Annotated in this window: 20 protein-coding genes; 7 read left to right on the forward strand and 13 right to left on the reverse strand. The window is 70.1% G+C overall.

The features are described 5' to 3' along the window. Positions 1-81: 81 nt before the first annotated feature. On the reverse strand, positions 82-1122 hold the full coding sequence (locus ABZ342_RS18995) for a LacI family DNA-binding transcriptional regulator (protein WP_360474418.1): 1041 nt from the start codon (positions 1120-1122) through the stop codon (positions 82-84). Positions 1123-1339: 217 nt separating this feature from the next. Between ABZ342_RS18995 and ABZ342_RS19000 the strand changes: the two genes are divergently transcribed. Genes ABZ342_RS19000 through lpdA form a run of 3 tightly spaced genes read left to right on the forward strand, consistent with a single transcriptional unit; the run spans position 1340 to position 4010 of the window. Continuing rightward, the gene (locus tag ABZ342_RS19000) at positions 1340-1744 is read left to right on the forward strand and encodes a nitroreductase family deazaflavin-dependent oxidoreductase (protein WP_155541845.1); all 405 of its coding nucleotides are present in this window, start codon (positions 1340-1342) and stop codon (positions 1742-1744) included. A 54-nt stretch (positions 1745-1798) separates the two neighbouring features. Further along, entirely contained in the window at positions 1799-2569 is a 771-nt protein-coding gene (locus tag ABZ342_RS19005) for a lysophospholipid acyltransferase family protein (RefSeq protein ID WP_360474420.1), read from the forward strand. Positions 2570-2618: 49 nt separating this feature from the next. After that, positions 2619-4010: a dihydrolipoyl dehydrogenase gene (lpdA, locus tag ABZ342_RS19010; protein WP_360474422.1), complete on the forward strand. Its 1392-nt coding sequence runs from the start codon at positions 2619-2621 to the stop codon at positions 4008-4010. A gap of 43 nt (positions 4011-4053) precedes the next feature. Here the strand turns inward: lpdA and ABZ342_RS19015 are convergent, their stop codons facing one another. Then, positions 4054-4428, reverse strand: a complete 375-nt coding sequence (locus tag ABZ342_RS19015) for a PH domain-containing protein (protein WP_155541848.1) — start codon at positions 4426-4428, stop codon at positions 4054-4056. A gap of 275 nt (positions 4429-4703) precedes the next feature. On the opposite strand from ABZ342_RS19015, the gene ABZ342_RS19020 reads away from it, so the two are divergent. Then, positions 4704-6602, forward strand: coding sequence for a S8 family serine peptidase (locus ABZ342_RS19020; RefSeq protein ID WP_155541849.1), 1899 nt, complete (start codon positions 4704-4706; stop codon positions 6600-6602). 40 nt (positions 6603-6642) lie between these two features. Here the strand turns inward: ABZ342_RS19020 and ABZ342_RS19025 are convergent, their stop codons facing one another. Continuing rightward, complete coding sequence (locus ABZ342_RS19025; protein WP_360474425.1) at positions 6643-7272, reverse strand: class I SAM-dependent methyltransferase; 630 nt, start codon at positions 7270-7272, stop codon at positions 6643-6645. Between the two features lie 21 nt (positions 7273-7293). On the opposite strand from ABZ342_RS19025, the gene ABZ342_RS19030 reads away from it, so the two are divergent. Then, the gene (locus ABZ342_RS19030; RefSeq protein WP_360474427.1) at positions 7294-8028 is read left to right on the forward strand and encodes an SDR family oxidoreductase; all 735 of its coding nucleotides are present in this window, start codon (positions 7294-7296) and stop codon (positions 8026-8028) included. Here ABZ342_RS19030 and ABZ342_RS19035 read toward each other — a convergent pair. Beyond that, complete coding sequence (locus ABZ342_RS19035; RefSeq protein WP_155541852.1) at positions 8025-9023, reverse strand: SDR family oxidoreductase; 999 nt, start codon at positions 9021-9023, stop codon at positions 8025-8027. The two genes, ABZ342_RS19030 and ABZ342_RS19035, sit on opposite strands and share 4 nt — an antisense overlap. 71 nt (positions 9024-9094) lie before the next feature. On the opposite strand from ABZ342_RS19035, the gene ABZ342_RS19040 reads away from it, so the two are divergent. Beyond that, positions 9095-9973, forward strand: a complete 879-nt coding sequence (locus tag ABZ342_RS19040) for a LysR family transcriptional regulator (protein ID WP_360474429.1) — start codon at positions 9095-9097, stop codon at positions 9971-9973. Here the strand turns inward: ABZ342_RS19040 and ABZ342_RS19045 are convergent. Together ABZ342_RS19045 and ABZ342_RS19050 are read right to left on the reverse strand one after the other, a co-directional pair. After that, positions 9970-10551 (reverse strand): amino acid transporter, encoded by a 582-nt coding sequence (locus ABZ342_RS19045; RefSeq protein ID WP_360474431.1) that lies wholly within the window; start codon positions 10549-10551, stop codon positions 9970-9972. The two genes, ABZ342_RS19040 and ABZ342_RS19045, sit on opposite strands and share 4 nt — an antisense overlap. After that, positions 10548-11990: an ABC transporter substrate-binding protein gene (locus ABZ342_RS19050; protein WP_360474433.1), complete on the reverse strand. Its 1443-nt coding sequence runs from the start codon at positions 11988-11990 to the stop codon at positions 10548-10550. Before ABZ342_RS19050 ends, ABZ342_RS19045 begins: the two co-directional genes overlap by 4 nt. Positions 11991-12086: 96 nt before the next feature. On the opposite strand from ABZ342_RS19050, the gene ABZ342_RS19055 reads away from it, so the two are divergent. Next, entirely contained in the window at positions 12087-13421 is a 1335-nt protein-coding gene (locus ABZ342_RS19055; protein WP_360474435.1) for a hypothetical protein, read from the forward strand. Positions 13422-13478: 57 nt separating this feature from the next. Here ABZ342_RS19055 and ABZ342_RS19060 read toward each other — a convergent pair whose 3' ends face one another. The 7 genes from ABZ342_RS19060 to ABZ342_RS19090 all read right to left on the reverse strand — a co-directional run bounded on the left by ABZ342_RS19060 (position 13479) and on the right by ABZ342_RS19090 (position 24195). Then, a complete protein-coding gene (locus ABZ342_RS19060; RefSeq protein ID WP_360474438.1) occupies positions 13479-15056 on the reverse strand; it encodes a glycoside hydrolase family 13 protein in 1578 nt (525 codons plus the stop codon). Positions 15057-15090: 34 nt separating this feature from the next. Then, the gene (locus ABZ342_RS19065; protein ID WP_155541857.1) at positions 15091-15960 is read right to left on the reverse strand and encodes a carbohydrate ABC transporter permease; all 870 of its coding nucleotides are present in this window, start codon (positions 15958-15960) and stop codon (positions 15091-15093) included. Further along, complete coding sequence (locus tag ABZ342_RS19070) at positions 15957-16931, reverse strand: sugar ABC transporter permease (protein WP_360474441.1); 975 nt, start codon at positions 16929-16931, stop codon at positions 15957-15959. Before ABZ342_RS19070 ends, ABZ342_RS19065 begins: the two co-directional genes overlap by 4 nt. After that, positions 16909-18285 carry an extracellular solute-binding protein gene (locus tag ABZ342_RS19075; RefSeq protein WP_360474444.1) on the reverse strand — a complete coding sequence of 459 codons (1377 nt, stop codon included), beginning with the start codon at positions 18283-18285 and terminating at the stop codon, positions 16909-16911. Before ABZ342_RS19075 ends, ABZ342_RS19070 begins: the two co-directional genes overlap by 23 nt. A gap of 348 nt (positions 18286-18633) precedes the next feature. Then, positions 18634-19641, reverse strand: a complete 1008-nt coding sequence (locus ABZ342_RS19080) for a LacI family DNA-binding transcriptional regulator (RefSeq protein ID WP_360474447.1) — start codon at positions 19639-19641, stop codon at positions 18634-18636. Between the two features lie 87 nt (positions 19642-19728). Continuing rightward, positions 19729-21909, reverse strand: a complete 2181-nt coding sequence (locus ABZ342_RS19085) for a discoidin domain-containing protein (protein ID WP_360474450.1) — start codon at positions 21907-21909, stop codon at positions 19729-19731. Positions 21910-21915: 6 nt separating this feature from the next. Then, the gene (locus ABZ342_RS19090) at positions 21916-24195 is read right to left on the reverse strand and encodes a discoidin domain-containing protein (protein WP_360474453.1); all 2280 of its coding nucleotides are present in this window, start codon (positions 24193-24195) and stop codon (positions 21916-21918) included. Positions 24196-24361: the final 166 nt, after the last annotated feature.

Consider the following 24361-nt stretch of genomic DNA (forward strand, 5'->3'; position numbering starts at 1 on the left):
CGCAAGTCAGAAAGCGCTTTCTCCGATCCACGGTAGGGCCTGTGCCGGAGTGCGACAAGGCCCGACCGGGTGCGCCGCGGGTCAGCGCTTGGGGCGCGCGGTGCTCTCCCGCAGGACGACCTCGCCGGAGAGCCGGACGGTCCGCGGCCGGGTGCCGCCGGCGCCCTTGATGGCCAGGTCCATCGCCCGTTCGCCCAGCTCTTCCAGCGGCAGCCGGACCGTGGTCAGCGCCGGGGCGAGGTCGCGGACGACCGGGATGTCGTCGAAGCCGGCGACCGAAATGTCCCCGGGCACGGACAGGCCCTCCTCGCGCAACGCCGTCAGCGCGCCGATCGCCATCACGTCGGTGACGGCGAAGACGCAGGTCGGGAGCTTGCGCTTGCGGCCGGCGAGCAGCCGCTTCGTCGCTTCGTAGCCGCCATCACGGGTGAAGGCGGCCTCGACGACGTCGTCTTCGTGCAGGCTGATGCCGTGTTCGGCGAGCGCGTCGGTGAACCCGGCCAGCCGGTCGACGACCGTGCTCAGCTTGCGCGGCCCGGCGAGCACGGCGAACCGCTTGTGGCCGAGCCCGACCAGTTCCTTCGCCAGCGCCGCGGCGCCGCCCTTGTTGTCCGGCTGCACGGTGTCGATCTTGAGCCCGCGGTGGCGGCTGACCGCCGCGACCTGCCCGCCGCCGCGGCGGTACGGCTCCAGCTCGGCCGCCATCGCGCGTTCCCACGCGCGGTCTTCGAACGCCGAGCCGATCAGCAGGATCGCCGCGGCCCGTTGCGCGCGCAGCGTCGAGACGTAGGCGACCTCGCGGTCCGGGTCGCGGAAGGTGCCGGCCAGCATCACGAGCAGCCCGTTGTCGGTGGCCACCCGCATCACCCCGCCGGCGATCGCGGCGAAGTACGGGTCGCTGACGTCGTGGCAGATCACGCCGACCGTGCGGTGCGTGCCGCCGGCGAGTGCCTGCGCGTGCGCGTTCGGGGCGTAGGCCAGCTCGGCCGCGGCGGTGGAAACCCGCTCCCGCAGGTCGGCGCGGACGGACGCGGTGCCGTTGAGCACCCGCGACGCGGTCGCGAGCGAGACGTTGGCGCTGCGTGCCACGTCTTCCAGTGTCACGTGCGGCCGGGCCTTCATGGCTGGCTCCTCCAAGATCGGTTTCGGTGTCTCCGCGTGCTCGGTCGGTGCAATCTACTGGGAGGGGGGTGGGCCGCGAGAAGCCGCTGGCCGGGGGACCTGACCCGTTCGAGTGAATTACGCGGGGAAGATCGGCGGTGGCGTGTGCGTTGCAAACAAGGAGAACCTTCAAGCAGTGAGTACGCCACTGCTTTGCCCATCGCGAAAGGAACCACGCATGCTGTTCGGTGACGAGCACGTCCGCCGCTACGAGGAGACCGACGGCGAGGTCGGTCACGAGTGGAAGGAAGGCGTCCCGACGCTGGTGCTGACCACCAAGGGCCGCAAGACCGGGCAGGAGCGCAAGTTCGCCCTGATCTACCAGGAAGTCGACGGAAACCCGGTGATCGTGGCCTCCAAGGGTGGCGCCCCGAACCACCCCGGCTGGTACTTCAACCTCCTCGAGACCCCCGAGGTCGGCGTGCAGGTGAAGGCGGACAAGTTCAAGGCCACCGCCCGCACCGCCGAGGGTGAAGAGCGCGCGAAGCTGTGGGAAAAGCTCGCCGCCGTCTGGCCGGACTACGACAACTACGCGAAGAAGACGGACCGCGAGATTCCTGTGGTGGTTCTCGAGCGACTGTGATCTGCGCCGCGTTCCGCGCGCGCGAGGGCCGATCCGGCCGGTCGTCGGCTACGAATGACAGTCATGGACCGCTGGACCGCCCTGGACACCGAGGGTGAGCTGCTCACCCGACGCCGGATGATCGCCTACGGCCGGCGCTTCGCCCGCGCCGGCCGGGGCGCCTGGTACAGCTTCGCGATCGAGGTCGTCTGGCAGTTCCTCGTCCAGACGACCCGGTTCCGGGTGCGCGGCTCGCACCGCATCCCGAAGTCCGGGGGCGTGCTGGTGGCGTCCAACCACCTGTCCTTCGCCGACCCGGCGACGCTGACGGCGTTCTGCCTGGCCGCCGGCCGCGTGCCGCGGTACCTGGCGAAGGCCTCGCTGTGGAAGCTGCCGGTCCTCGGCCGCGTGATGCGCTCGGGGCGCCACATCCCGGTGTACCGCGGTGCGGCGACGGCGGCGGAGGCCTACCGCGACCTGGTCGCCTCGGTGCGGGACGGCGAGTGCGTCGCCGTCTTCCCCGAGGGCACGTTCTCGACGGACCCGGCGGGCTGGCCGATGCGCGGCAAGACCGGCATCGTGCGCGCCGCCCTGGAGACCGGCGCGCCGGTGATCCCGGTGGCCAACTGGGGGACCCACCACCTGCTGCCGTCGACGGCGTGGTTCCCCCGCGGGATCCCGCGCAAGACGGTCGACCTGCTGGCCGGGCCGCCGGTCGACCTCTCGGACCTGGTCGGCCGCGAGCTGACCCGCGCGGTGCTGGAAGAGGCCACGGCCCGCATCATGGCCGCGATCACCGAGCTGCTGGTCGAGCTTCGCGGGGAGCGGCCGCCGGTCGCCGCCTGAGGCCCGCGTCACCCCGCCCGGACCTGCCGAAAGGGGTAGTTTCGGGCGTATGAGTGCACAACACTTTGATGTCGTCGTGCTGGGGGCCGGAGTCGGCGGTTACGTCGCGGCGATCCGCGCGTCCCAGCTGGGGCTGAGCGCCGCGGTGGTCGAGGAGAAGTACTGGGGCGGGGTCTGCCTGAACGTCGGGTGCATCCCGTCGAAGGCGCTGCTGCGCAACGCCGAGCTGGCGCACGTCGTGACGCAGGAGGCCGCGGCGTTCGGCATTTCGTCCGACAGCCCGATCCGGGTCGACTACACGGCCGCCTACGAGCGGAGCCGGAAGGTCGCCGACGGGCGCGTCAAGGGCGTGCACTTCCTGATGAAGAAGAACAAGATCACCGAGATCGAGGGGCACGGCACGTTCGTCGACGACCACACCCTCGAGGTGAACGGTTCGCAGGTGACCTTCGACCACTGCATCATCGCCACCGGTGCGACGACGCGGCTGCTGCCGGGGACCTCTCGGAGTTCCCGGGTGGTCACCTACGAGGAGCAGATCCTCTCGAGCGAGCTGCCGTCGAGCATCGTGATCGCCGGTGCGGGCGCCATCGGTGTCGAGTTCGCTTACGTGCTGCACAACTACGGCGTCGACGTCACGATCGTCGAGTTCCTCGACCGGATGGTTCCGCTGGAGGACGCCGAGGTTTCGGCCGAGCTCTTCCGGCGCTACCGCAAGCTGGGCATCAAGGTGCTGACTTCCACGCGCGTCGAGTCGATCGACGACTCCGGTTCTTCCGTCCAGGTGACCGTGTCCTCGGAGAAGAACGGGCAGCAGGTCCTTTCCGCCGACAAGGTGTTGCAGGCCATCGGGTTCCAGCCCCGGGTCGAGGGGTACGGGCTGGAGAAGACGGGTGTCGCGTTGACCGAGCGTGGGGCCATCGCCATCGACGGGCGGGGGCGGACCAACGTTCCGCACATCTTCGCGATCGGTGACGTGACGGCGAAGTTGATGCTGGCTCATGCTTCCGAGTCCATGGGTGTCGTCGCGGCGGAGACGATCGCCGGTGCGGAGACCATGGAGCTCGATTTTCCGATGATCCCGCGGGCTACTTACTGCCAGCCCCAGATCGCGAGCTTCGGGTGGACCGAGGAACAGGCTCGGGAGAAGGGGTTCGACGTCCAGGTGGCGAAGTTCCCGTTCACCGCCAATGGGAAGGCGCAGGGGCTGGGGGATGCCGGGGGGTTCGTCAAGCTGATCAGTGATCGCACGCACGGGGAGCTGATCGGCGGGCATCTCATCGGGCCGGACGTCACCGAGTTGCTGCCGGAGCTCACTTTGGCTCAGCAGTGGGATTTGACCGTGCACGAGGCGGCTCGGAACGTGCACGCGCATCCGACGCTGGGCGAGGCGGTCAAGGAAGCTCTGCACGGGCTGGCCGGGCACATGATCAATATGTGATTGATCGGCCCTGGCCGGCGGGTTCGCCGGTCAGGGCAGGTTGTCAGAGCACGTGGGATGCGATCAGGTGGCCCAGTTGGCGGATGTCCGCGCTGCCCTTGAACTCCAAGCGGACCTTGCCGAGGCCGCTGAACCAGAGATCGAGCTCGGCGTCCAGGTCGAAGGTGCCCGCCGTTTCGATCGAGAACGCTTGGATCTTGCTGTAGGGCAGCGAAGTGAAGTCCTTCTTCTTGCCCGTGACGCCTTGGACGTTCACCGCGATCAGGCGCTTGTCGGTGAACACCACGAAGTCGCGAACGGCTTTGAAACAGGCCATCACCTGTTCGCCGTGGATGATGATCGGCTGCACCGTCGGCGCGATGTCCTGGGGATTGCACGGGGCGAGCTTGAAGACCGTGTTCTTGGAGAAGTCAATCATCCGTCGACCCTAGCGGCCGCGACTTCGCCCCGAAGCTTGATTGTCACCACGGCCGCCGGATCGGGGCGGTGGGGGTGTGGGCGTGGGCCCTGAGACCGCTCGTCCTGCTGGGGACGAATCTTTCTCATGTTCCCCAGGGGCGTTCCAGCATGTGGGCGGCGCTACGTTCCCGACTTTGGTCGCTGGTCCGGCGTGCGGTCACTCCTTAGATTCTCCCCATTACACCCGGTTGGGTGTCATTCGGTCGAGTGACCGAGTAGCGCAGGGAGAAATCGATGGTGAGATTCAGCCGGGTCGCCGCGCACGCGGTTCCGCTGACGGTCGGTGCGTTGCTGCTGACCACGGGGGTTTCGGTGGCGCAGCCGTCCACGGTGGACGCGGCCGCCGCGCGCACCGAAGCCGGCATCAGCGCGCTCCAGAGCATCAAGAAGAGCCTCACCCCGGCCGAGCGCAAGCAATCGAGCCAGCTCGTCGTCGAGAAGCGGTTGCGGGGCGATCGGACCCTCGCCGCGAAGCTGCCCGACTACCGCTCGGGCGTCGGCGTCAGCGCCTCCGGCACCGTCTCGGTCGAGATCACCGCCACCCGTGACCAGGCCGTCGCGAACGCCGTCGAGGCGGCCGGGGGCACCGTCCGCTTCGCCTCGCCCGGCGGCGTTCGTGCCGACCTCCCGCTGTCCGCCGTCGACGCCATCGCGGGCCGCGCCGATGTCGCCGAGGTCAAGCCGGCCGCGCAGGCCACGACCTGGCGCGAGGAGGGCAACCGGGACTTCCGGGTCGCGGCCGCACAAGCCGCCGCGACCCAGGTGTCCGAAGGCGACAAGGCGCACGGTGCCGACGCCGCCCGCACCACTTACGGCGTCAGCGGTTCCGGCGTGAAGGTCTGCGTGCTCTCCGACGGCGTCGACTCGCTCGCGAAGTCGCAGAGCGCCGGTGAACTGCCCACCGTTGACGTCCTGTCCGGACAGAAGGGCAGCGGCGACGAGGGCACCGCGATGCTCGAGATCGTCCACGACCTCGCGCCGAACGCCGCCCTCGGCTTCGCGACCGCGTTCACCAGTGAGGCCAGTTTCGCCGCGAACATCCGCGCGCTGCGCACCACCGGCCACTGCACGATCATCGTCGACGACGTCGCCTACTTCGACGAGTCGCCGTTCCAGGACACGCAGGTCGCGCAGGCGGTCAACGAGGTCACCGCGGCCGGCGTCCTGTACTTCTCCTCGGCCGGCAACTCGGGCAACGCGACCGACGGCACCAGCGGCTACTACGAAGGCGACTTCCGTGCGTCGTCGTCGAAGATCAGCGGCGTCACCGGAACCCCGCACGACTTCGACCCGAGCACCACGACGCAGAACTTCGACGCGCTTTCGGCCGGCTCGCTCGGCAAGCCCGTGACGCTGTTCTGGTCCGACCCGTGGGGCAAGTCCGCCAACGACTACGACCTGTTCATCCTGAACTCGGCGGGCAGCGTCGTCGCCTCGAGCGAGAACGGCCAGTCCGGCTCGCAGAACCCGTACGAGATCGCGAGCGTGCCCACCACCGGCTCCGGCTACAAGGTCGCGGTGGTCAAGTACAGCGGCGCCGACCGGTTCATCGCGCTCAACGTGATCCGCGGCCGGTTCGTGGCGTCGGGTTCGCTGAAGGTGTTCAGCACCAACGGTGTCACGAACGGCCACTCGTCGGCGGCGAGCGCGTTCAGCGTGGCGGCGGCCCCGGCGGCGGGTGCGTTCACGCGGCCGCTGGAGACCGGTGACCCGGCCAACCCGGCGGGCCCGTACCCGGGCCTGTTCAGCGCGTCGAGCAAGTGGGAGCGCTTCTCCTCCGACGGCAAGCGTCACCTGTTCTACAACGCGGACGGCACGGCGATCACGCCGGGCAACGTGTCTTCGACGGGTGGCACCACCCGCAGCAAGCCGGACATTACGGCGGCCGACGGCGTGGCGACGTCGGTGACGGGCTTCCAGCCGTTCTACGGGACCTCGGCGGCGGCCCCGCACGCGGCGGCGATCGCGGCGCTGCTGCTGTCGGGCAAGCCGACGGCGACCCCCGCCGAGATCCGCGGCGCGCTGGTGTCGTCGGCGATCGACCTGGGCACGCCCGGGTTCGACACGGTGACGGGCAACGGCGTGATCATGGCCGGCCCGGCGCTCGCCGCGCTGGGCGTCCAGCCCAAGTAGGTTCGCAGCGGGGTCCGGTGGTGAGTCGGGCCCCGCTGGGTCATTTCCCGGTGACCAGCAGGTGGAAGCCGAGCCCGCTGTGGGCGAACTTCTCGTGCCGGAGCACCGTCAGCCCGGCGCCGGCCAGTTCGGCTTCGAGCGCGGGGATCGGGCGGATGCGGAAGCCGTTCTCGGTCAGCATCCGGGCGCGGCCCATCAGGTCCGGGTCGCCGATGCCCAGCACGAAGCGCCCACCCGGGGCCAGCACCCGGGCGACCTCGGCGAAAGCGGCGCCGAGGTCGTCGACGAAGTAGACCGTGTTCGTCGTGACGATCGCGTCGGCCGAGCCGTCGTCGAGGGGCAACGCCGTCATCGGTCCTTCGCTCAGCACCAGCCGGCCCGTGGTGAGCTCCTCGCGGAACGTCGCGCGGGCGCGCTCGAGCATCGTCGCCGACACCTCGACGCCGTGTACTTTGCCGGCTTTCGCCAGGAGCAGGGAAAGACCCAGGCCGCCGCCGAAGCCGATGTCCAGCGCCGTTTCGCGGCCCGACAGCTCCAGTGCCGCCACCGCCTTCACGACCGCCTCCCGGTTCCGGCGGTTGAGCGCCGACCCGACCAGCCGTCCGCGCAGGCCGCTAGGGTGGCCGAGTTGCCGGGCCAGCCCGGCCTGGAAGCGCTCGCGAAGTCCCATGCGGACAGTCTAGGAGGCGTGATGGCGAAGACGGCGGTGGTGACCGGAGCCGGTTCGGGCATCGGGCGGGCGGTGGCGCGGGCCCTCCTGTCGGACGGCTGGTCCGTCGCGCTGGCCGGGCGGCGCGCTTCCGCTCTCGAGGAAACCGCCGCGGGCTTCGACGGTGCGCTCGTCGTGCCCACCGACGTCTCCGGCGAACAGTCCGTCGCCACGTTGTTCGCCGCCGTCCGCGAGCAGTGGGGGCGGCTCGACCTGCTGGTCAACAACGCCGGGATCGGCGCGGCGGGGACCGTGGCCGACCTGTCCGTCGAGGACTGGAAGCGGACGGTCGACGTCAACCTCACCGGGATGTTCCTCTGCGCGCAGCAGGCCGTCAGGCTGATGAAGGACCAGGATCCCCGCGGCGGCCGGATCATCAACAACGGCTCGATCTCGGCGCACGTCCCGCGCCCCGCGACCGTCGCCTACACCGCGACCAAGCACGCCGTCACCGGGCTGACGAGGTCGATCTCGCTGGACGGCCGCGCGTGGAACGTCGCCTGCGGCCAGATCGACATCGGCAACGCGGCCACCGAGATGACCGAGCGGATGGCGGCCGGCATCCCCCAGGCCGACGGCCGGGTGATCGCCGAGCCGACGTTCGACGTCCGCCACGTGGCCGACGCGGTGCGGTACATGGCTTCGCTGCCGCTGGACGCCAACGTCCAGTTCCTCACCGTCACCGCGACGACCATGCCGTTCATCGGCCGCGGCTAGGGGATCACCCGCGCCTTCCGGAACTCGTCGAACAGCCGGTAGAACATCTGCTCCGTCTCGACGTACTCGTGGAAGCCCGCGCGGCGGGACTTCGAGGTGTCCGCGAACATGTCGTAGTCCCAGCCGAACACGAAGTCGCCGAAGGCCCAGGACGACGAGACGTCCGCGTAGGACGCCGTTAGGCCGTGTTCCGCGGCGAGTGAAGTCCACAGTGGATCCTTGTCGGTCATCACGTCCACAAGGGACATTCGCAGCGGGGGCGCGGCTTCGAGGCCGAAGTACGCCGCCAGCTTCGGCCACAGCTCGCTCCACCGGAACAGGTCGCCGTTCGCGATGTTGAACGCTCCCTCCTGGCCCGTCGCCCACACCGTGGCCGAAGCCAGCAGGCCCGCGTCCGTCATCTCCAGCAGGCTGTCGTACGCGCCGGGCTTGCCCGGGAACCGCAGCGGCAGGCCGAGCTCCTTCGAGATCGACGCGTACACCGCGATCACCAGCGCCAGGTTCATCGGGTTGCCCAGCGCCGTGCCGCCGACCACCGACGGCCGGATCGCCGACCAGGAACCTCCCCACCGCTCGAGGAACTGCTGCTGGTCGACGTTGAACTCCGGTGGCATGTGCCCGGCGTCGGTCTCGCGCGCCGGCGTCTTGAACGGGCCGAGGTGCGCGCCGTAGACCTTGTACCCCTGCATCAGGCTGACGTGCTCGAGCGCGGCCGGGTCCAGGGCGCCGACGAGGTTCGTCAGCATCGCCAGGTTCGGCGGGACCAGCTCGGCCCACGTCGGCCGATCCTGGTACGCCGCGTAGAAGAGGTGCGTGACGCCGCTCAGCGCGCCGACCTTCGCCCGCGTGTCGGCGGCGTCGAGCAGGTCGACGGCGAGACCACCGCGGCGGGAAAGCCCTATGACGTCCCAGCGCCCGTCCGCCCGCAGGTGCTCGACGAGGTTCCGGCCGATGATCCCGTTCGCCCCGGCGACCAGGGCTGTCTTGCGTTCCATGTCCTCCAGCCTGGTCACGTCCTCGTGATAAGTCCAAGGCTTAGTTCTTACCATGGCGATAAACTCTGCTCATGACAAGCCTGCGGCAGCTCGAGTACCTGGTCACGGTGGTCGACACCGGCTCGTTCACGCGCGCGGCCGAGCAGCTGCACGTGACGCAGCCCGCGTTGTCGCACCAGATGCGGGCCCTCGAACAGGGCCTCGGCGGGCCGCTGCTCGAACGGCTGCCCCGGACCGTCCGGCTCACGCCGATGGGCCGGGCGATGCTGCCGCACGCGCGGGCGGCGCTGGCCGACGCCGAACGAGCGCGCTGCGCGGCCCGGCTCGCGTCCGGCACGACGGCGGGGGAGCTGCAGGTCGCGACGGTCTACTCGATGAGTCTCGGCGTGCTGCCGCCGGCGCTGCGCGTGTGGCGGCGCGACCGGCCCGGCGTCGACGTCCGGCTGATCGAGTTCCGCCACGCCGACGAGCTGCGCGACGCGATGGCCGCGGGCGAGGCCGATGTCGCGCTCGGGCCGCTGCCGCCGGGCTGGACCGGGCCGGTGCGGGAGCTGGGCGTGGAGGAGTTCGTGGTGGTGCTCCCGGCGGACGGCGCTTCGGAGGCTTCCCCCACGGGTGTCGTCGACCTCGCGACCCTCGCCGACTGCGCGTGGGTGCACTACGCGCCGGGCAACGGCCTGGCGGAGCTGGTCGACGCGGCGTGCGCGGCGGCGGGGTTCCGTCCGCGAGCGGCGGTCCGCACCGAGCAGACGGCGGCGGCTCCGATCCTCGCGGCGGCGGGCCTCGGCCCGGCGCTGGTCCCGGCGAACGTCCTGCCGGTGAGGTTCGAGGGGGGAGTCCTGCGGCCTTCGACACCGGTGCGCCGGACGTTGGCGGCCTACACGCGGGCCGCTCCGGACCCGCTGACCACGGCGTTCATCGACACCCTGGTCGAGCACGCCACGGTCTAGAGGCGATCCAGCCAGGGGTGCTCGCCGAACGTCTGCCGGAGGGTATCAGCCAGCCACTGCCGGTGCGCGGGAGCCAGCACCGGCAGCGCCGCCAAGAAGTCCAGCTCGTCCTTGGGGCGGGGGTGCCGGGCCTTGACGAAAAGCTGGACTTCCGTTGCCAGGTAGGGGATTCCGTCCGCCGTGACCGCGCCCAGCTCGGTGACGGCCCGCCGCACGGCCGGGTCCCGGCGAGAGACCCACGAGTCGCCTTCGGTCTCGTCGAGCATGACCTGGATCCGCCACGGCGCCGACGCCGACGGGCGGCACCAGATGTCGTCGACGCCGGGGGGCAGCAGCTCGCCGCGCCGCCACGGCCGGAGCGTGCCGGGCGGGTCCGCCGCCCACCACTCCCACGTCGCCAGCGCCTCCTGGACCGCGAGCTGGTCGCGCCGGAGGAGCAGGACGTCGACGTCGCCGTGGTTGCGGAACGCGTGCCCGACCGCCAGCTCGATCGCGTAGCCGCCCGCGATCCACCAGGGCGCGCGGATGCGCGAGAACAGTTCGACGACCTCGGGCAGCGGCGCCGGGTCCCAGGTCACGAGACCCCGATTCCGGCCAGTACCGGGCCGGTGAACGGCGTCGTCAGGACGTCGTGGACGCGGGGTGCCCAGACTGCGTGGCCGTGGCCGGACCACAGCGGGGCCACCGGGAGGTCGCGCAGCAGCTGGTTCTCCGCCAGCCGGTACAGCTCGCCCGCCTCCTCCGGGGTCGCCGCCGCGTCCGCGAGTGCCAGGTTCTGGCGGAACACCTCGTCGGTGTACCCCGACTCCGCGGCCAGCGTCGACAGCAGCTCGTACGGGCTCGCGGTGGCCAGTGAGACGTCCAGTGTGGACGGTCCGTCCGGCGGGCCGGACAAAGGTTGCGCGGTCACCGAAACGTCCAGCGACTTGTGCAGGCCGACGACCAGTGTCCGCGTCCAGGCCTCGGTCGAAGGTCCGAAGTAGACGGTCGCGCCGCCGGGGAAGGCCGCCTGCTGCAGGAGGGCCTTGCCCGCCGCCGCGTCGAAGCTGCACGGGCGGCACGTGCCCGATCGCTCGCCGGGCGTGTCCGCCGGGGGCAGCAACGCCTTGGCCGGGTCGACCTGGTGGGCGAGCGGCCCGGCTTCGAGGGCCGCGCGGTCGACGCCCAGTGCGAAGCCGTGGCGGACCGTCGCGTCCGCGAAGCGGGGGTTCGCCACCGGGAACGCCAGGTAGCCGGCCCGCGGCAGCGCCCAGGTCGCGTGGTGGCCGTCGTCGAAGTCGCCGTGCATGGCGTCGTGCTTCTCGCCGGGGACCTCGGTGGCGAGGTCCAGCGTGCCCGCCTTGACCGCGTCGTACTGGGCCGTCGGATCGCCGACGCGCAGCTCGATCTCCTCGGCCTGCCCGGAACCGACGCGCTTCAGCGTGCCGCCGGAGCCGGGCCGCCACGCGCCGTCGAGCCGGTACGGGCCGTTGCCGACGGGTGCCGCGGCGAAGCCCTTCCAGTCGTGGGAGGCGAGCACCGACGCGGGCAGCGGCACCAGGCCCGGCGCCGAGAGCAACGCCGGCACCTGGCCGGACGGGCGATCCAGGACAAGGGTGATGGTGTCCGGAGTGGACGCCGTGATCTCGCGGGCGCGCAACAACTTCGTCAACACCGGCGCGGCGGCCCACTGCGAAGCGGCGATCGCGCGCCACGTGTCCACATAGGATTGCGCGGTCACCGGGGTGCCGTCGTGGAACGCCGCCGGGCGCAGCTTGACCGTCCAGTGCACCCGGTCGGTGCTCTCGATCGACTCGGCCGCGCGCGGCGTGAGCTTCCCGGTCGCCGCGTCGTAGTCGGCGAGCGGGGTCCACAGCGCCCCGGTCACCAGCCGGCCCGCCGAGTCGGCGACGTCGGCGGGCAGCAGCGTCGCGGGCTCGCGGAGGCCGGCGGACAGGACGCCGGGCCGGGCGGCGTCGGAACCGGAACAGCCCGTGACGGCGAGGGCCAGGACGGCGAGCAGGGCGAGCAGGCGCATGAGCCAGTCCTACCAGTCAGGAGGCAACCAAAGGCGGTTGTGTCCGGTTGATCTCCGTCGTACCGTTCCCCGGGATCACGCGTTCTGGGAGGTTTCGTGCGCACCTGGCTCCGGTCGTGCTTCGCCGCCGTCACCGTCAGCGCCACGCTGGTCGCGACCGGGCTTCCGGCCGCCGCCTGCGGCGAGGACGACAAACCCGCGGTTCCCGCCGCGCGCACCCTGGGCGATCCGGGGGCGATCAAGAACGTCAAGGCCGTCGGCAGCGTGCCCGACGCCGCCGGCGCCATCTCGGTCAACTTCCTCGACTACGGCCGCCGCGACGTCATGGTCGTGTCCGGCGAGTTCGGGCTGAAGGTCTACGACCTGACGAAGAACCCGGCCGCGCCGAAGCTGGTCGGGCAGGTCAGCCTGCCCGGGCTGTGGGAGACCGAGGACACCGAGGTCGACCCGGCCCGCAAGCTGGTGTTCCTTTCCCGCGACCCGCGCGCGTTCGGCGGCACGACGCACACCGGCGAGTCCGGCATCTACGTCGTCGACGTCTCGAAGCCCGAAGCGCCGGCGATCATCAGCTACACGAAGGTCCCGGCCGGGCACACCACCAGCTGCGTCGACGGCTGCCGGTACCTGTGGACCGGCGGCCCGGCGAAGGCCGACGACCAGCCCGCCGACTGGGGTGGCCGCCCGATCTGGGTCACCGACATCCGCGACCCGCGGCACCCGAAGGTGAACCCGCAGCCGATCGAGCTGGCCCGCAACGACGGCAAGACCGACTACGTGCACGACGTCCAGGTGGACGGCAACGGCGTGGCCTGGGTGTCCGGGCGCGGCGGCGTGCGCGGCTACTGGACCAACGGGGTCCACCGCGACCCGCTCACGAACAAGATCCGGCGCGCGACCGCGCACGAGCCGATCCCGTACGCCGGCGGCGGCATCGCCGAGACGGCGGCGCCCTCGCGGTTCATGCACAACAGCTTCCACCCGGCGGGCCACCGCGTCGGCGACGGCGCGTGGCGCGGCCAGGACCTGATCTACGCGACGGAAGAGAACTTCGTCGACGGCTGCGCGGGCGACGGCGTCCTGACGATCTCGTCGCTCGCCGGTTCGTACCACGGCGAAGGCTGGCGTTCGACGCCTTCGCAGCCCTTCCGGCTGCAGAGCGTCGGCACCTGGAGCGTCAACGGCCAGGAGGGCAGCGACCCGGCGTCGGACGACTGCTCGGCGCACTACTTCGACGTCCGCGGCAAGATCCTGGTGCAGTCGTTCTACTCGCAGGGCACGCGGTTCCTCGACGTCAGCGACCCGACGAACCCGCGCCAGATCGCCTACTACCGCCCGGGCGACGCGAGCGCGTGGGCGCCGTACTGGCACGGCAAGTACGTCTACGTCGCGGACAACGCCCGGGGCATCGACGTCCTGCAGCTCACGAAGTAGGGCTTGATCCACCGGAGGCCGCCGCCGAGTCCGCTCCGTGACGGCCTCCGGTGCGTTTCAGGACCGCAGCCACACCGCGGTATCGGTGGGCAGCTGCGCGTCGACCGGGCCGCTCGCCAGCAGCACCTCACCCGACGGCAGGGGCACCGGGGCGGCCGAGAAGTTCAGCGCGAAGGTGAACCCCGTCCCGATCCGGAACGCCAGCACGTCGTCGCCGAGGGAGAGCCACTCCAGCTCACCCGCCGGCAGGTCACGCCGGAGCCGCAGGCCGTCGCGGTACAGCGACAGCATCGACTCCGGGTCCGCCGCTTCGGCCGAAGCCGTGTAGGCCTTCCACTCCTCCGGCTGCGGCAGCCACGCGTCACCGGAACCGAACCCGAACGGCGGCTCGTCGCCCGACCACGGGATCGGCACCCGGCAGCCGTCGCGGCCCGGGTCGGCGCCGTTCGTGCGGGCCCACACCGGGTCCTGGCGCAGGTCGTCCGCGATGTCCAGGACCTCCCACAGCCCCAGCTCTTCGCCCTGGTAGACGTACAGGCCACCGGGAAGGGCCAGCGTCAGCAGCGCCGCCGCCCGCGCCCGCTGGGTGCCGAGTGAGAGGTCCACCGGCAGCTCGTGCAGCCGGTTGGCGAACGAGAAACCCGTGTCGCCCTGACGGCCGTACCGCGTGACGTGCCGGGTGACGTCGTGGTTCGACAGCACCCACGCCGCCGGGGCGCCGACCTCGTCGTGCGCGCGCAACGTCCGGGAGATGACGTCCCGGAAGCGCGGCGCCTCCCACGGGCACACCAGGAAGTCGAAGTTGAACGCCGAGTGCAGCTCGTCGCGGCGCAGGTAGCGCGCCGCGCGGGACATGTCCGGCAGCCACATCTCGCCGACCAGCACGCGCTCGCCCGCGTAGCTGTCGGCGATCTTGCGCCACGACCGGTAGATCTCGTGCAGGCCCTCCATGTCGGAGAACGGCGTCTCGTCGCCCTCGTCGACGTCGGGCAGCCGCGGGTCCTTGACGAGCCCGTCGGCGACGTCGATGCGGAAGCCGTCGACCCCGCGGTCGAACCAGAACCGCAGCACGTCCTCGAACTCCGTGCGGATCTCCGGGTTGTCCCAGTTGAAGTCGGGCTGGCGAGAGCTGTAGAGGTGCAGGTACCACTCGCCGTCCGCCACGCGGGTCCACGCGGACCCGCCGAAGCGCGACTTCCAGTTGTTCGGCGGCTCGGACCCGTCCGGCCCGCGGCCCGGCCGGAACCAGAACCGTTGCCGCTCCGGCGATCCCGGGCCCGCTTCGAGCGCGGCCTGGAACCACCGGTGCTCGTCGGAGCAGTGGTTGGGCACGATGTCGATGATCACCCGGATGCCGCGCGCGTGCGCCTCGGCGATCAGGTCCTCCGCCTCGGCGAGCGTGCCGAAGAGCGGCTCGATGTCGCGGAAGTCGGCGACGTCGTAGCCGCCGTCGTCCATCGGCGAGGGGTACCACGGGGTGAACCAGATCGCGTCGATTCCCAGGTCGGCCAGGTGGTCCAGCCGGGCGCGGACGCCGGCGAGGTCGCCGACGCCGTCGCCGTTGCCGTCCGCGAAGCTGCGGATGTAGACCTGGTAGATCGCCGCGCTCCGCCACCAGCCGGTCTTGTCGGTCACGAAAGTGCCCTCCTAGTCGTCGTGAAAACCCGGCTCAGCCCTTGATGCTGCCGGCGGTCAGCCCGGCGAGGATCTGCCGCTGGAACGCCAGGAACAGCGCCACCATCGGCAGGCTGGCCAGCACCATCCCGGCGACGAGCACGTTGAGCGGCATGTCGATCGCCACCCGTTGCAGCATCACCGAGAGCGTCTGCTTTTCGGTGTCCGGGAACACCAGCAGCGGCCAGATGAAGTCCTTCCACGCGGTGACCACCGCGAGGATCGACACCACGGCCAGGATCGGCCGCGAGATCGGCAGGATGATCCGCCAGAGCGTGCGCACCGGCCCGGCGCCGTCGATGCGCGCCGCCTCGATCAGCTCGTCCGGGATCTGGTCGAAGAACCGCTTCAGCAGGTAGATGTTGAACGCGTTCGCCGCCGCCGGGAGCCAGACCGCGGTCGGCGAGTTGATCAGGTTGAGGTGCAGCAGCGGCAGGTCCGTCACCGTCACGTACGTCGGGACGAGCAGAGCCGTGGCCGGCAGCATCAGCGTCGCCAGCATGAGACCCAGCACGACGTTGCCGAACTTCGGGCGCAGCTTCGACAGCGCGAACGCGGCCGGGACGTCGATGGCCAGCTGCGCCAGCCACGCGCCGCCGGCGACGACGAGCGTGTTGAGGAAGTACTTGCCCAGGCTCAGCTGGTCCCAGGCGTCGGCGAAGGTCTCCGGGTGCCACTCGTGCGGGATGAGCGTCGCCGGCGTCTGCGCCAGCTCCTGCGGAGACTTCATCGCGCCCGTGACGACCCAGTACAGCGGGAACATGAAGGCCAGGAGGAACACCACGAGCGTGCACGCGAAGACGACGCCGTACACGACCTTGCCGCGCGGGCTGCGCAGCGCGCCGGGCGAGACGAGGGTTCTCATGACTGGTCCGCCTTCCGCGTCAGCCGGACGTACCACGCCGAGAACACGCCGAGCGCGATGAACAGCAGCAGGCTCATGGCGCTCGCCGAGCCGAAGTCGTTGTAGACGAAGGCGTAGCGGTAGAGCAGCAGGAGTACGGTGACCGTCGAGTCGTCGGGTCCGCCGCCGGTCATCACGTACGGCTCGGTGAACACCTGCATGGTCGCGACGATCTGCAGCAGCAGGAGCACCAGCAGCACGAACCGCGTCTGCGGGAACGTCACGTGCCGCAGGCGTTTCCACAGCCCGGCGCCGTCCAGTTCGGCGGCTTCGTAGAGCTCGCCGGGGATCGTGCCGAGCGCGGCCAGGTAGATCAGCGTGGTGCTGCCCATGTTGGCCCACGTCGACACGAAGACCAGCGACAGCATCGCGGTCGTGGAGGAGTCGAGCCACTGGCCGCCGGGCAGGCCGACCGCGCCGAGCGCGGAGTTGAAGAGGCCGGGACCCGGGTCGTAGAACCACTTCCACATCAGCGCCGTGACGACCGGCGGCAGCATCACCGGCAGGTAGACGGCGAGCCGGAAGAACGCTTTGGCGTGCCGGATCTCGTTGAGCAGCACGGCCGTCAGGAACGGGACGGCGAAGCCGAAGACCAGCGCCAATCCGGTGAACAGCAGGGTGTTGCGCCAGGCGACGCCGAACAGCGGATCGGCGAAGAGCCGCTCGAAGTTGTCGAACCCGACCCACGTCGGCGCGTTGACGAAGTCGACCTGCTGGAAGCTCAGCAGGACGCCGCGCACGATCGGGTACCAGGAGAAGAGCGCGAACACCACGAGCGCGGCGCAGAGCAGGCCGTACGCGGTGAGGTTCTCCTTGAGCTTGCGCTTGAGCCGGGTGCGGCGGCGTTCTTCTTGCGAGACGGCCGGGCGCCCGGCCCGCGACGACGACGTCGCGGGCCAGGCGAGCAGGCTACTTGACCTGGGCGAGGACACTGTTGACCTTCGAGGACGCGGACGACAGCTGCTGGTCGAGGTTCGCGTTCTGGTCGGTGAGGACCGCCTGCATCACGCTGTCGAGCGCGGCGTAGATCTGCTGCGCGCCCGGCGGCTCGATGCTGCCCTTGATCTTGCTGGTGGTGTCCACGTAGGACTGGTAGTTCTTCGCGGGAACGTTGGCGTACTTGGCTTTCAGGGTCAGCTGCTGGTCGCGGACCGCGCCCGTCCAGACGTCCGGCGTCGGCTCGGCGGGCAGGCCGACCGGCTGCTTGCCGTCGACGTACTGCTGGATGTGCTTCTCGAAGCGGTCCGGGTTGAGGTACTTCCACTGGATCCACTCGAGGCCGGCCTTGACCTTGTCCGGCGAGGCCTTCGGGTTGATCATGTAGCCCTCGCCGCCGAGCAGCGTGCCCTGGCCGCCGGGCATGCCGGCGATGCCGTAGTCCTCGTACTTGCCGTTGAACTGCTTGACCAGCACGGGAACGTTGTCGGGGGCGGCCATGTACATGCCGAGCTGGCCGGCGCCCATCATGCGCTGGACGTCGGTGGCTTCGAGGAGCTGCTTGGCGCCCATGGAGTTGTCGGTCCAGCGCATGTCGTGCAGGTACTGGAGGGCCTGCTTGCCCTTTTCGTTGTCGAAGTCGGCGACCCACTTGTCGCCGTCCTTGCGGGCGATGTCGCCGCCCATCGAGTACATCCAGCCGGTCATGTGCCAGCCGCCCTGGTTGTTCTTGCTGTAGTCGGCGTACCCGACGGTGCCGTTGCCCAGCGCGGCGATCTTCTTCGCGTCCGCGCGGACCTCGTCCCAGGTGGTCGGCGGCTTGTCCGGGTCGAGCCCGGCCTTCTGGAACAGCGGGCGGCTGTAGACCAGGCCCATCGTGTAGTTCATCGTCGGCAGGCCGTAGAGCTTGCCGCTCGCGTCACGGAAGTTGTCCAGCAGTTCCGGCTTGATGTCGTTGATGTGCGGAACGCTCTTCGCGGCTTCCGTGATGTCGGCGGCTTGACGGCGCGCGATGATCTGGGCCGGGTCGGTGAAGTAGACGTAGTAGACGTCCTCGAGCTGCCCGCCGGCGAGCTTCGCGGAGAACGTCTTCGGGTCCATGAACCCCTCGTGGGGCTCGATCTGGATATTCGGGTGGGAAGCCTCGAACTCCTTGACGTCGGCGTCGAACACGCTGCGCTCGAACGGCTGGCTGGTCGGCGGCTGGCCGGTGACCGTGATCTTCACCTTGCCCCCGGGCGCGGCGGCGGTGCCGTCGTCACCGCAGGCGGCCACCCCCAGTGCGAGGCCACCTGCGGCCAGCAGGCAGAACATTCGGCGGGGCACGGTTCGGGACCAGGGACTGCTCATCTCAAGCCTCTTCTCGGGTCGCGACGGCTGTCACGTGATTGCGGTCACTCTAAAGTGTCAGAGCAGATCGACGCAATAAGACGACGAGAAGTTGCAAGTTACGAACAGGCCGCGAGTGCTCGCGTGCCCAGGCGAACGACACGCGTGACTGGGCAGTCGACACGCGTGATTGAGGGGTCAACTCGCGTGATTGAGGGGTCGACACGACCGCGGCGCCGTGTCGACCCTCCAATCACGCGTGTCGACTTCCGGATCACGCGTGTCGACCGTCTGGTCACGCGTGTCGTCCGGCCGGGCGCGCGAAAAAGGCGCGACGGCTCGGGAGCCGTCGCGCCGGGTGGGCGAAACCTATGTCGTGCGGCGGGCGGTGGAGCCGCGGACCACCAGTTCTGGGGCGAACAGCAGCTCCTCCGCCGCCACCTCGCCGCCGTTGATCCGCTTCACCAGCAGCTCCACCACTGCCCGCCCCATGGCCTCGATCGGCTGCCGGGTGGTCGTCAGCGGCGGGTCGGTGCAGTTCATCAACGCCGAGTCGTCGTAGCCGACCACTGAGATGTCCTCCGGCACCGACAACCCCTGCCGACGCGCCGCGCGCACCGCGCCCAGGGCGAGCAGGTCGCTCGCGCACAGCACCGCCGTCGCGCCGCGGGGGTACAGGCGGGCCGCCGCCGCGTGGCCGCCCTCGATCGAGAACATGCCGTGCTCCACCAGCTCGTCCAGTACCGGCAACCCGAGCTTCGCCGCGTACGACTGGAACGCCTCGAGCTTGCGCTGCGACGGCACGTGGTCCGACGGCCCCAGGACCAGCCCGATCTTCTCGTGCCCGAGCGAACTGAGGTGCCCGACGACCTGCTCGACGGCCACCGCGTCGTCGCACGACACCTGGGGCAGCCCGAGGTGGTCGACCGCCGCGTTGATCAGCACCGTCGGGAGCCGCCGCTCGACGAGGTGGTGGTAGTGCGAGTGGACCGCGTCCGCCTGCGCGTACAGCCCGCCGGCGAACACCACGCCCGACACCTGCTGCTGCAGGAGCAGCTCGACGTACTCCGCCTCCGACACCCCGCCCGCGGTCCGCGTGCACAGCACCGGCGTGAACCCCTGCTGCGCGAGCGCGTTGCCCATGATCTCGGCCAGCGCGGGGAAGATGGGGTTCTGCAGCTCCGGCAGCACCAGCCCGACCAGGCGGGCCCGCTCGCCGCGCAGCTGGGTGGGGCGTTCGTAGCCCATCACGTCCAGCGCGGTGAGCACGGCGGCCCGGGTGCTGGCGGACACCCCGGACCGGCCGTTGAGCACCCGGCTGACCGTGGCTTCGCTGACCCCGACCTGGCGGGCGACTTCGGCAAGACGACGCGTCATGAGTGAAACTTTACAGCAACTGGGCGCAAAAGTATGACAAGCCCGTACCGGTGTCAGGTACCGGTACGGGCTTGCCGGCTGACCGAGCTACGAAGCCGCCACTTCGAACTCGGACACCTGACCCGCGGGCCAGCCCGTGTTGCCGGTGAACGTCAGCCGCACGAAACGCTGGGACGTCGCCGCGAAGGAAGCCGACGCCGTGTTGCCGGATGCCGGGTCGAACGCGTAGCCGCGCGAACCCACCAGCGTCGTGTACGAACCGCCGTCCGTACTGCCGGAGATCGTCACCGTCTCCGTCCGCGCACCCCACGCCGACGACGGCGGCAGCTTCAGCGTCACCTTGTTGATCGACGCCGCCGCGCCCAGGTCCACCGTCAGCGTCTGCGGGAACGCGTTGTTCGCGCTCTCCCAGTACGAGTTCGCGTCACCGTCCACCGCGTTCGACGGCGGAAAGCCACCGACGGACGCCGACGCGCTGATCGCCTTGCCGCGCGCGAGGTTGCTGCCGGACGTGGGCGGCTGCGGCGGTCCCGAGTTCGGCGCGGGCCACGTCGAGCAGTCGCCCCAGGTGCCGGTCCAGCCGCTGTTGCCGGACCCGCTGAACGTCATCCGCGGGATCGACGTCGGGTACGGGCAGTTGTACGTCCCGGTCACGCCGACGCCGGACGCGGTCAGGTTGCTGATCGACACCGAACCCTGCGTCTGCGACTGCGCCACGAACGTCCCGGCGCCCTGCACGGTGACGCCGTCGAGCGTGATGCCCTGGATCTGCTTGCCCTGCCCGTTGCCGTCGATGAACTGGATCGCCTCGTACGGGCTCTGGATCGCGGTGAACCCGGTGACCCGGATCGTGACGCCGGTGATCGCCTGGTCGCGCGCGTCGAACCACAGCGCCCCGACGCCGAACTGCCAGTTCGGGTCGAGGGCCCCGGCCCGCAGTGCCGTGTTGTTCGACAGCGTGACCGTGCCACCGAGCGGCACCGAGTTGAACCGGTTCGCCACCAGGTAGCCACCACCGAGGGCGTTGGTGTCCTGGACGAGGTTACCGCTCACCGTGTTGTTCGAGCCGCCGTAGAGCGCGATCCCGTTGGCCAGGTTCGGCTGCACGACCGTGTTGTTCACCAGCGAGTTGCCCGAGTCGGCCTGGCCGTTCGACCACAGGGCCAGCCCGTCGTCGCCGTTGTTGCGCAGGTAGTTGTTGCGCAACGTCGAGTTCGTGACGGCGCCGTCGAAGTTCACGCCGTCGGCCTGCGTGTCGAGGATGCGGTTGTTCTCGATGGTGAGGTTCGACGACGCGCCGTTCATCAGCCACAGCCCGCACTTCGTGTCCTGGATCCACAGGCCGCTGACGACCGAGCCGGTGCCGAGGACGCCGTGGAATGCGTTGTCCGGGCTGCCGTCGTTGCGCTCGGTGACGTCGCCGAACACCGCGAAGTCGTACAGCTTGATGTTCCCGGACGCGCTGCCGTTGTTGAAGATGTTGTTGCCGTGCAACACCGTGTACCACGGCCCGGCGCCGCGGACCGTGGTCTGGTCGATCTGCAGCGCCGACCCGATCTCGAACCGGCCGGACGGGACCCAGACTTCGCGACCCTGCGAACGCGCCGCCGACAGCGCGTTGCGGAACGCCTGTGAGTCGTCCGACGAGTCGTTCGCCGTGGCCCCGTAGTCGGTCACCGAGAGCGCGTTGGCAGGCTTCGAGCCCGCGCCGCCGACCTGCTCGAAGTCCGCGAGGTCGATGGTCGCCTGGCCGACATCACCCGAGTCGGCCTGCACTCGGACCTTCGCACCCGCCGCCAAGTTCTGCCCGAACAGCACTCGGGCGTCGTCGAAGAAGTGGTGCGTCTTCGAACCGGTGATGAAGCCGGTGTCCACATAGGTGTAGCGCGACGTCACCGGTAGCGCGAGCTTGGACCCGTTGACGGACACCGAAAGCCGGCCGGACGAGCCGTCGGGGAGGTTGTAGTGAACGTTGATCGAGTTGGCCGCCGCGGGCAGCGTGAACTCGACGTACTGGCCGGTCGTGATCCGCACGGCCTGCCGCCCGGAGGCTTCCGAGGCGATCGAAGCCTGGGTGTAGTCGGGGCCGACGGCCGAGCCGTTCGTCGCCGAGCACTCGGCTTCGACGGTCCGGAACGGCACGCTCGCGCCGCCGGAAGCGGTCGTCGGGCAGGTGGCGGCCGCGGCCGGAGTGCTGCCGGACAGCACCACCAGACCGGACGCGGCGAGCGCGACGGCGAGGAGAGCCGGAATGCGGGACATCGTCATCACCTCTCAGGACGAATAGGCTTCGAGTTCGGACAGCTGCCCGGCGGGCCAGCCGGTGTTGCCGGTGAAGGTCAGCCGCAGCGTGCGGGCCGACGTCGCCGGGAACGTGATGGTCGCGGTGTTGCCGGACGCGGGATTGAACGTGTAGCCCGCCGCGGCCTTGACGCCGTCGACCGCGATCGTCTGCGTCCGCGTGCCCCACGCCGAGGACGGCGGCAGCTTGAGCACCAGCCGCGACACCGAAACCGTGCTGCCGAAGTCGACGGTCAGCGACTGCGGGAACGCGTTGTTCGCGCTCTCCCAGTACGAGTTCGCGTCGCCGTCGACCGCGTTCGAAGGCGGGAAGCCACCCTGGGACGCCGACGCCGTGACGCTCTTGTGCAGCGCCAGGTTCCCGGTCGGCGGAGTGGTCGGAGTAGTAGTAGTGGTGGTCGGCGGCGTGGTGGTGGTCGGCGGAGTGGTCGTACCGCCGTTGTCCGAGCCGTACACCGGCGTCGGCCACGAGCCGCAGAACGTCGTCGACCAGCCCGAGTTGCCGCCCTGGTCGGCCAGGCCCGCCATCGCGTCCGGGCCCATGCAGTTGTAGACGCCGGCCCGCCCGACCCCGGTCGCGACGACGTTCTTCACCGACCCCGTCGGCTTGGCCTGGATCTGCCACGCGAACGTGCCCGCCCCGGTGATCCGGACGTTGGTGAAGTGCACGTCCGTCGTCGCGCTGTCGATGAACTGGATGGCCTCGTAGTTGTTGTCCAGCAGGTCGAGGTCGGTGACGTCGACGCGACCGGTGATGGCCCCGTCGCGGCCGTCGAACCACAGGGCGCCGACGCCGAACTGCCAGTTCGAGTCGAGCACGCCGGTGCGGATCGCCGTGTTGCGCGCGACCGTCGTGGTGCCGGAAAGGGGCACCGCGCTGAACCGGTTGGCGATGTGGATGCCGCCGCCCTGGTCCTGGTTGTCGGCCACGACGTTGTCGGAGACGGTGTTGTCGTGCCCGCCGTAGATCGCGATGTTGTTGGCGAGGATCGGCAGCAGCACGGTGTTGAAGGAGAACGTGTTGTGGTGGTCGGCGTCGTGCTCGGACCACATCGCGAGGCCGTCGTCGCCGGTGTTGCGCAGGAAGTTGTTCGTCACCGTGACGTTGCTGATGCCCTGGTGCAGGTTCAGCCCGTCGGCGGTCTGGTCGAGGATCCGGTTGCCGGACACGGTGAGCCCGTCGAACGGCCCGTCGAGCCACAGCCCGACCTTCGTGTGCTGCAGCCACAGGTTCTGCACGACCGAGCCGCCGCCCAGCGCGCCGCCGATGGCGTTGGACTGGTCGCAGTCGACGCGGGCGTCGACCTGGCCGATGATCGCGAAGTCGTAGAGCTTCACGGCGCTGCTCGTGCCGGGCACGGCCGCGTTGCCGGGATAGGTCGACGTCCCGCAGCTCGCCGGCTCGCCCTTGCCGAAGATCCCGGCGCGCGGGCCGGTGAGCACGGAGTACCACGGCCCGGCGCCGCGGATCGTCACCTGGTCGACGGTGATGTGGTGGCCGAGGGTGAAGGTCCCGGAGGGGATCCAGACCTCCTTGCCCTGGCTGCGCGCCGCGGCGACCGCCGAGTCGAACGCCGAGGCGTCGTCGCTCGTGTCGCCCGCGGTGGCGCCGTAGTCGGTGACGGACACCGAGTTCGCCGGGCGCGTGGACGCGGCGCCGACCTGCTCGAAGTCGGCGAGGTCGATGGTGGCGGGGGTGACGTCGCCCGCGTCGACCTGCAGCTTGATCTTGGTGCCGGCCGGGTACGACGTGCCGAGCAGCGCGCGGGTCTCGTCGTAGAAGTGGTGGGCGTGGCCGTCGCCCGGGTTGTTGGTGAACGGGTACGAGCCGTAGTACCAGGCCCACTTCGACGTCAGCGCGAGGTCGCGGTTGTGCGCGCCGCCGACGTAGAGCGAGATCGTGCCGTTGACGGAATCCGGGAGGCTGTACCGGAAGTCGATCGAGTTCGCCGGGGCGGTGAGCGTGAACTCGACGTACTTGCCCTGGCCGGACAGCGTCACGGCTTTGCGGCCGGACGCCTCGCCGGCGAGCGTGCCGGCGTTGCGGTCGGGCCCGATGACCGTGCCGTTCGTGGCGGCGGTTTCCGCTTCCTGCTCGACGAACGGGACCGTCGCGCCGCGGCCGGCCGCGAGCGTGTCGGCGGGAGCCGCGGCGATGGTGATCCCGGCCGCCGCGATGACAGCCAAGGTGAGAACGCCGAAGCGCTTGGGGGAAGCGCTTTTGGGCGCGCTGAAGACAAAGCTGGGGGACATGGGCAGCACTGGCCTTTCCGCAGCTGGTGGGGACCTCTGTGACCGGGATCATACGAATCCTGGACAAGAAATCGCAATAGTTGGACGAACTTACGCAACTTTGCGACAGGAATTGACGACTGCGCCGGATGTCCGACGTTCGCTTACGCCCGGCGGAGCAACGGCC

Source organism: Amycolatopsis sp. NPDC005961 (assembly GCF_040629235.1).
In the GTDB taxonomy this organism is placed as follows: Bacteria; Actinomycetota; Actinomycetes; order Mycobacteriales; family Pseudonocardiaceae; genus Amycolatopsis; species Amycolatopsis camponoti.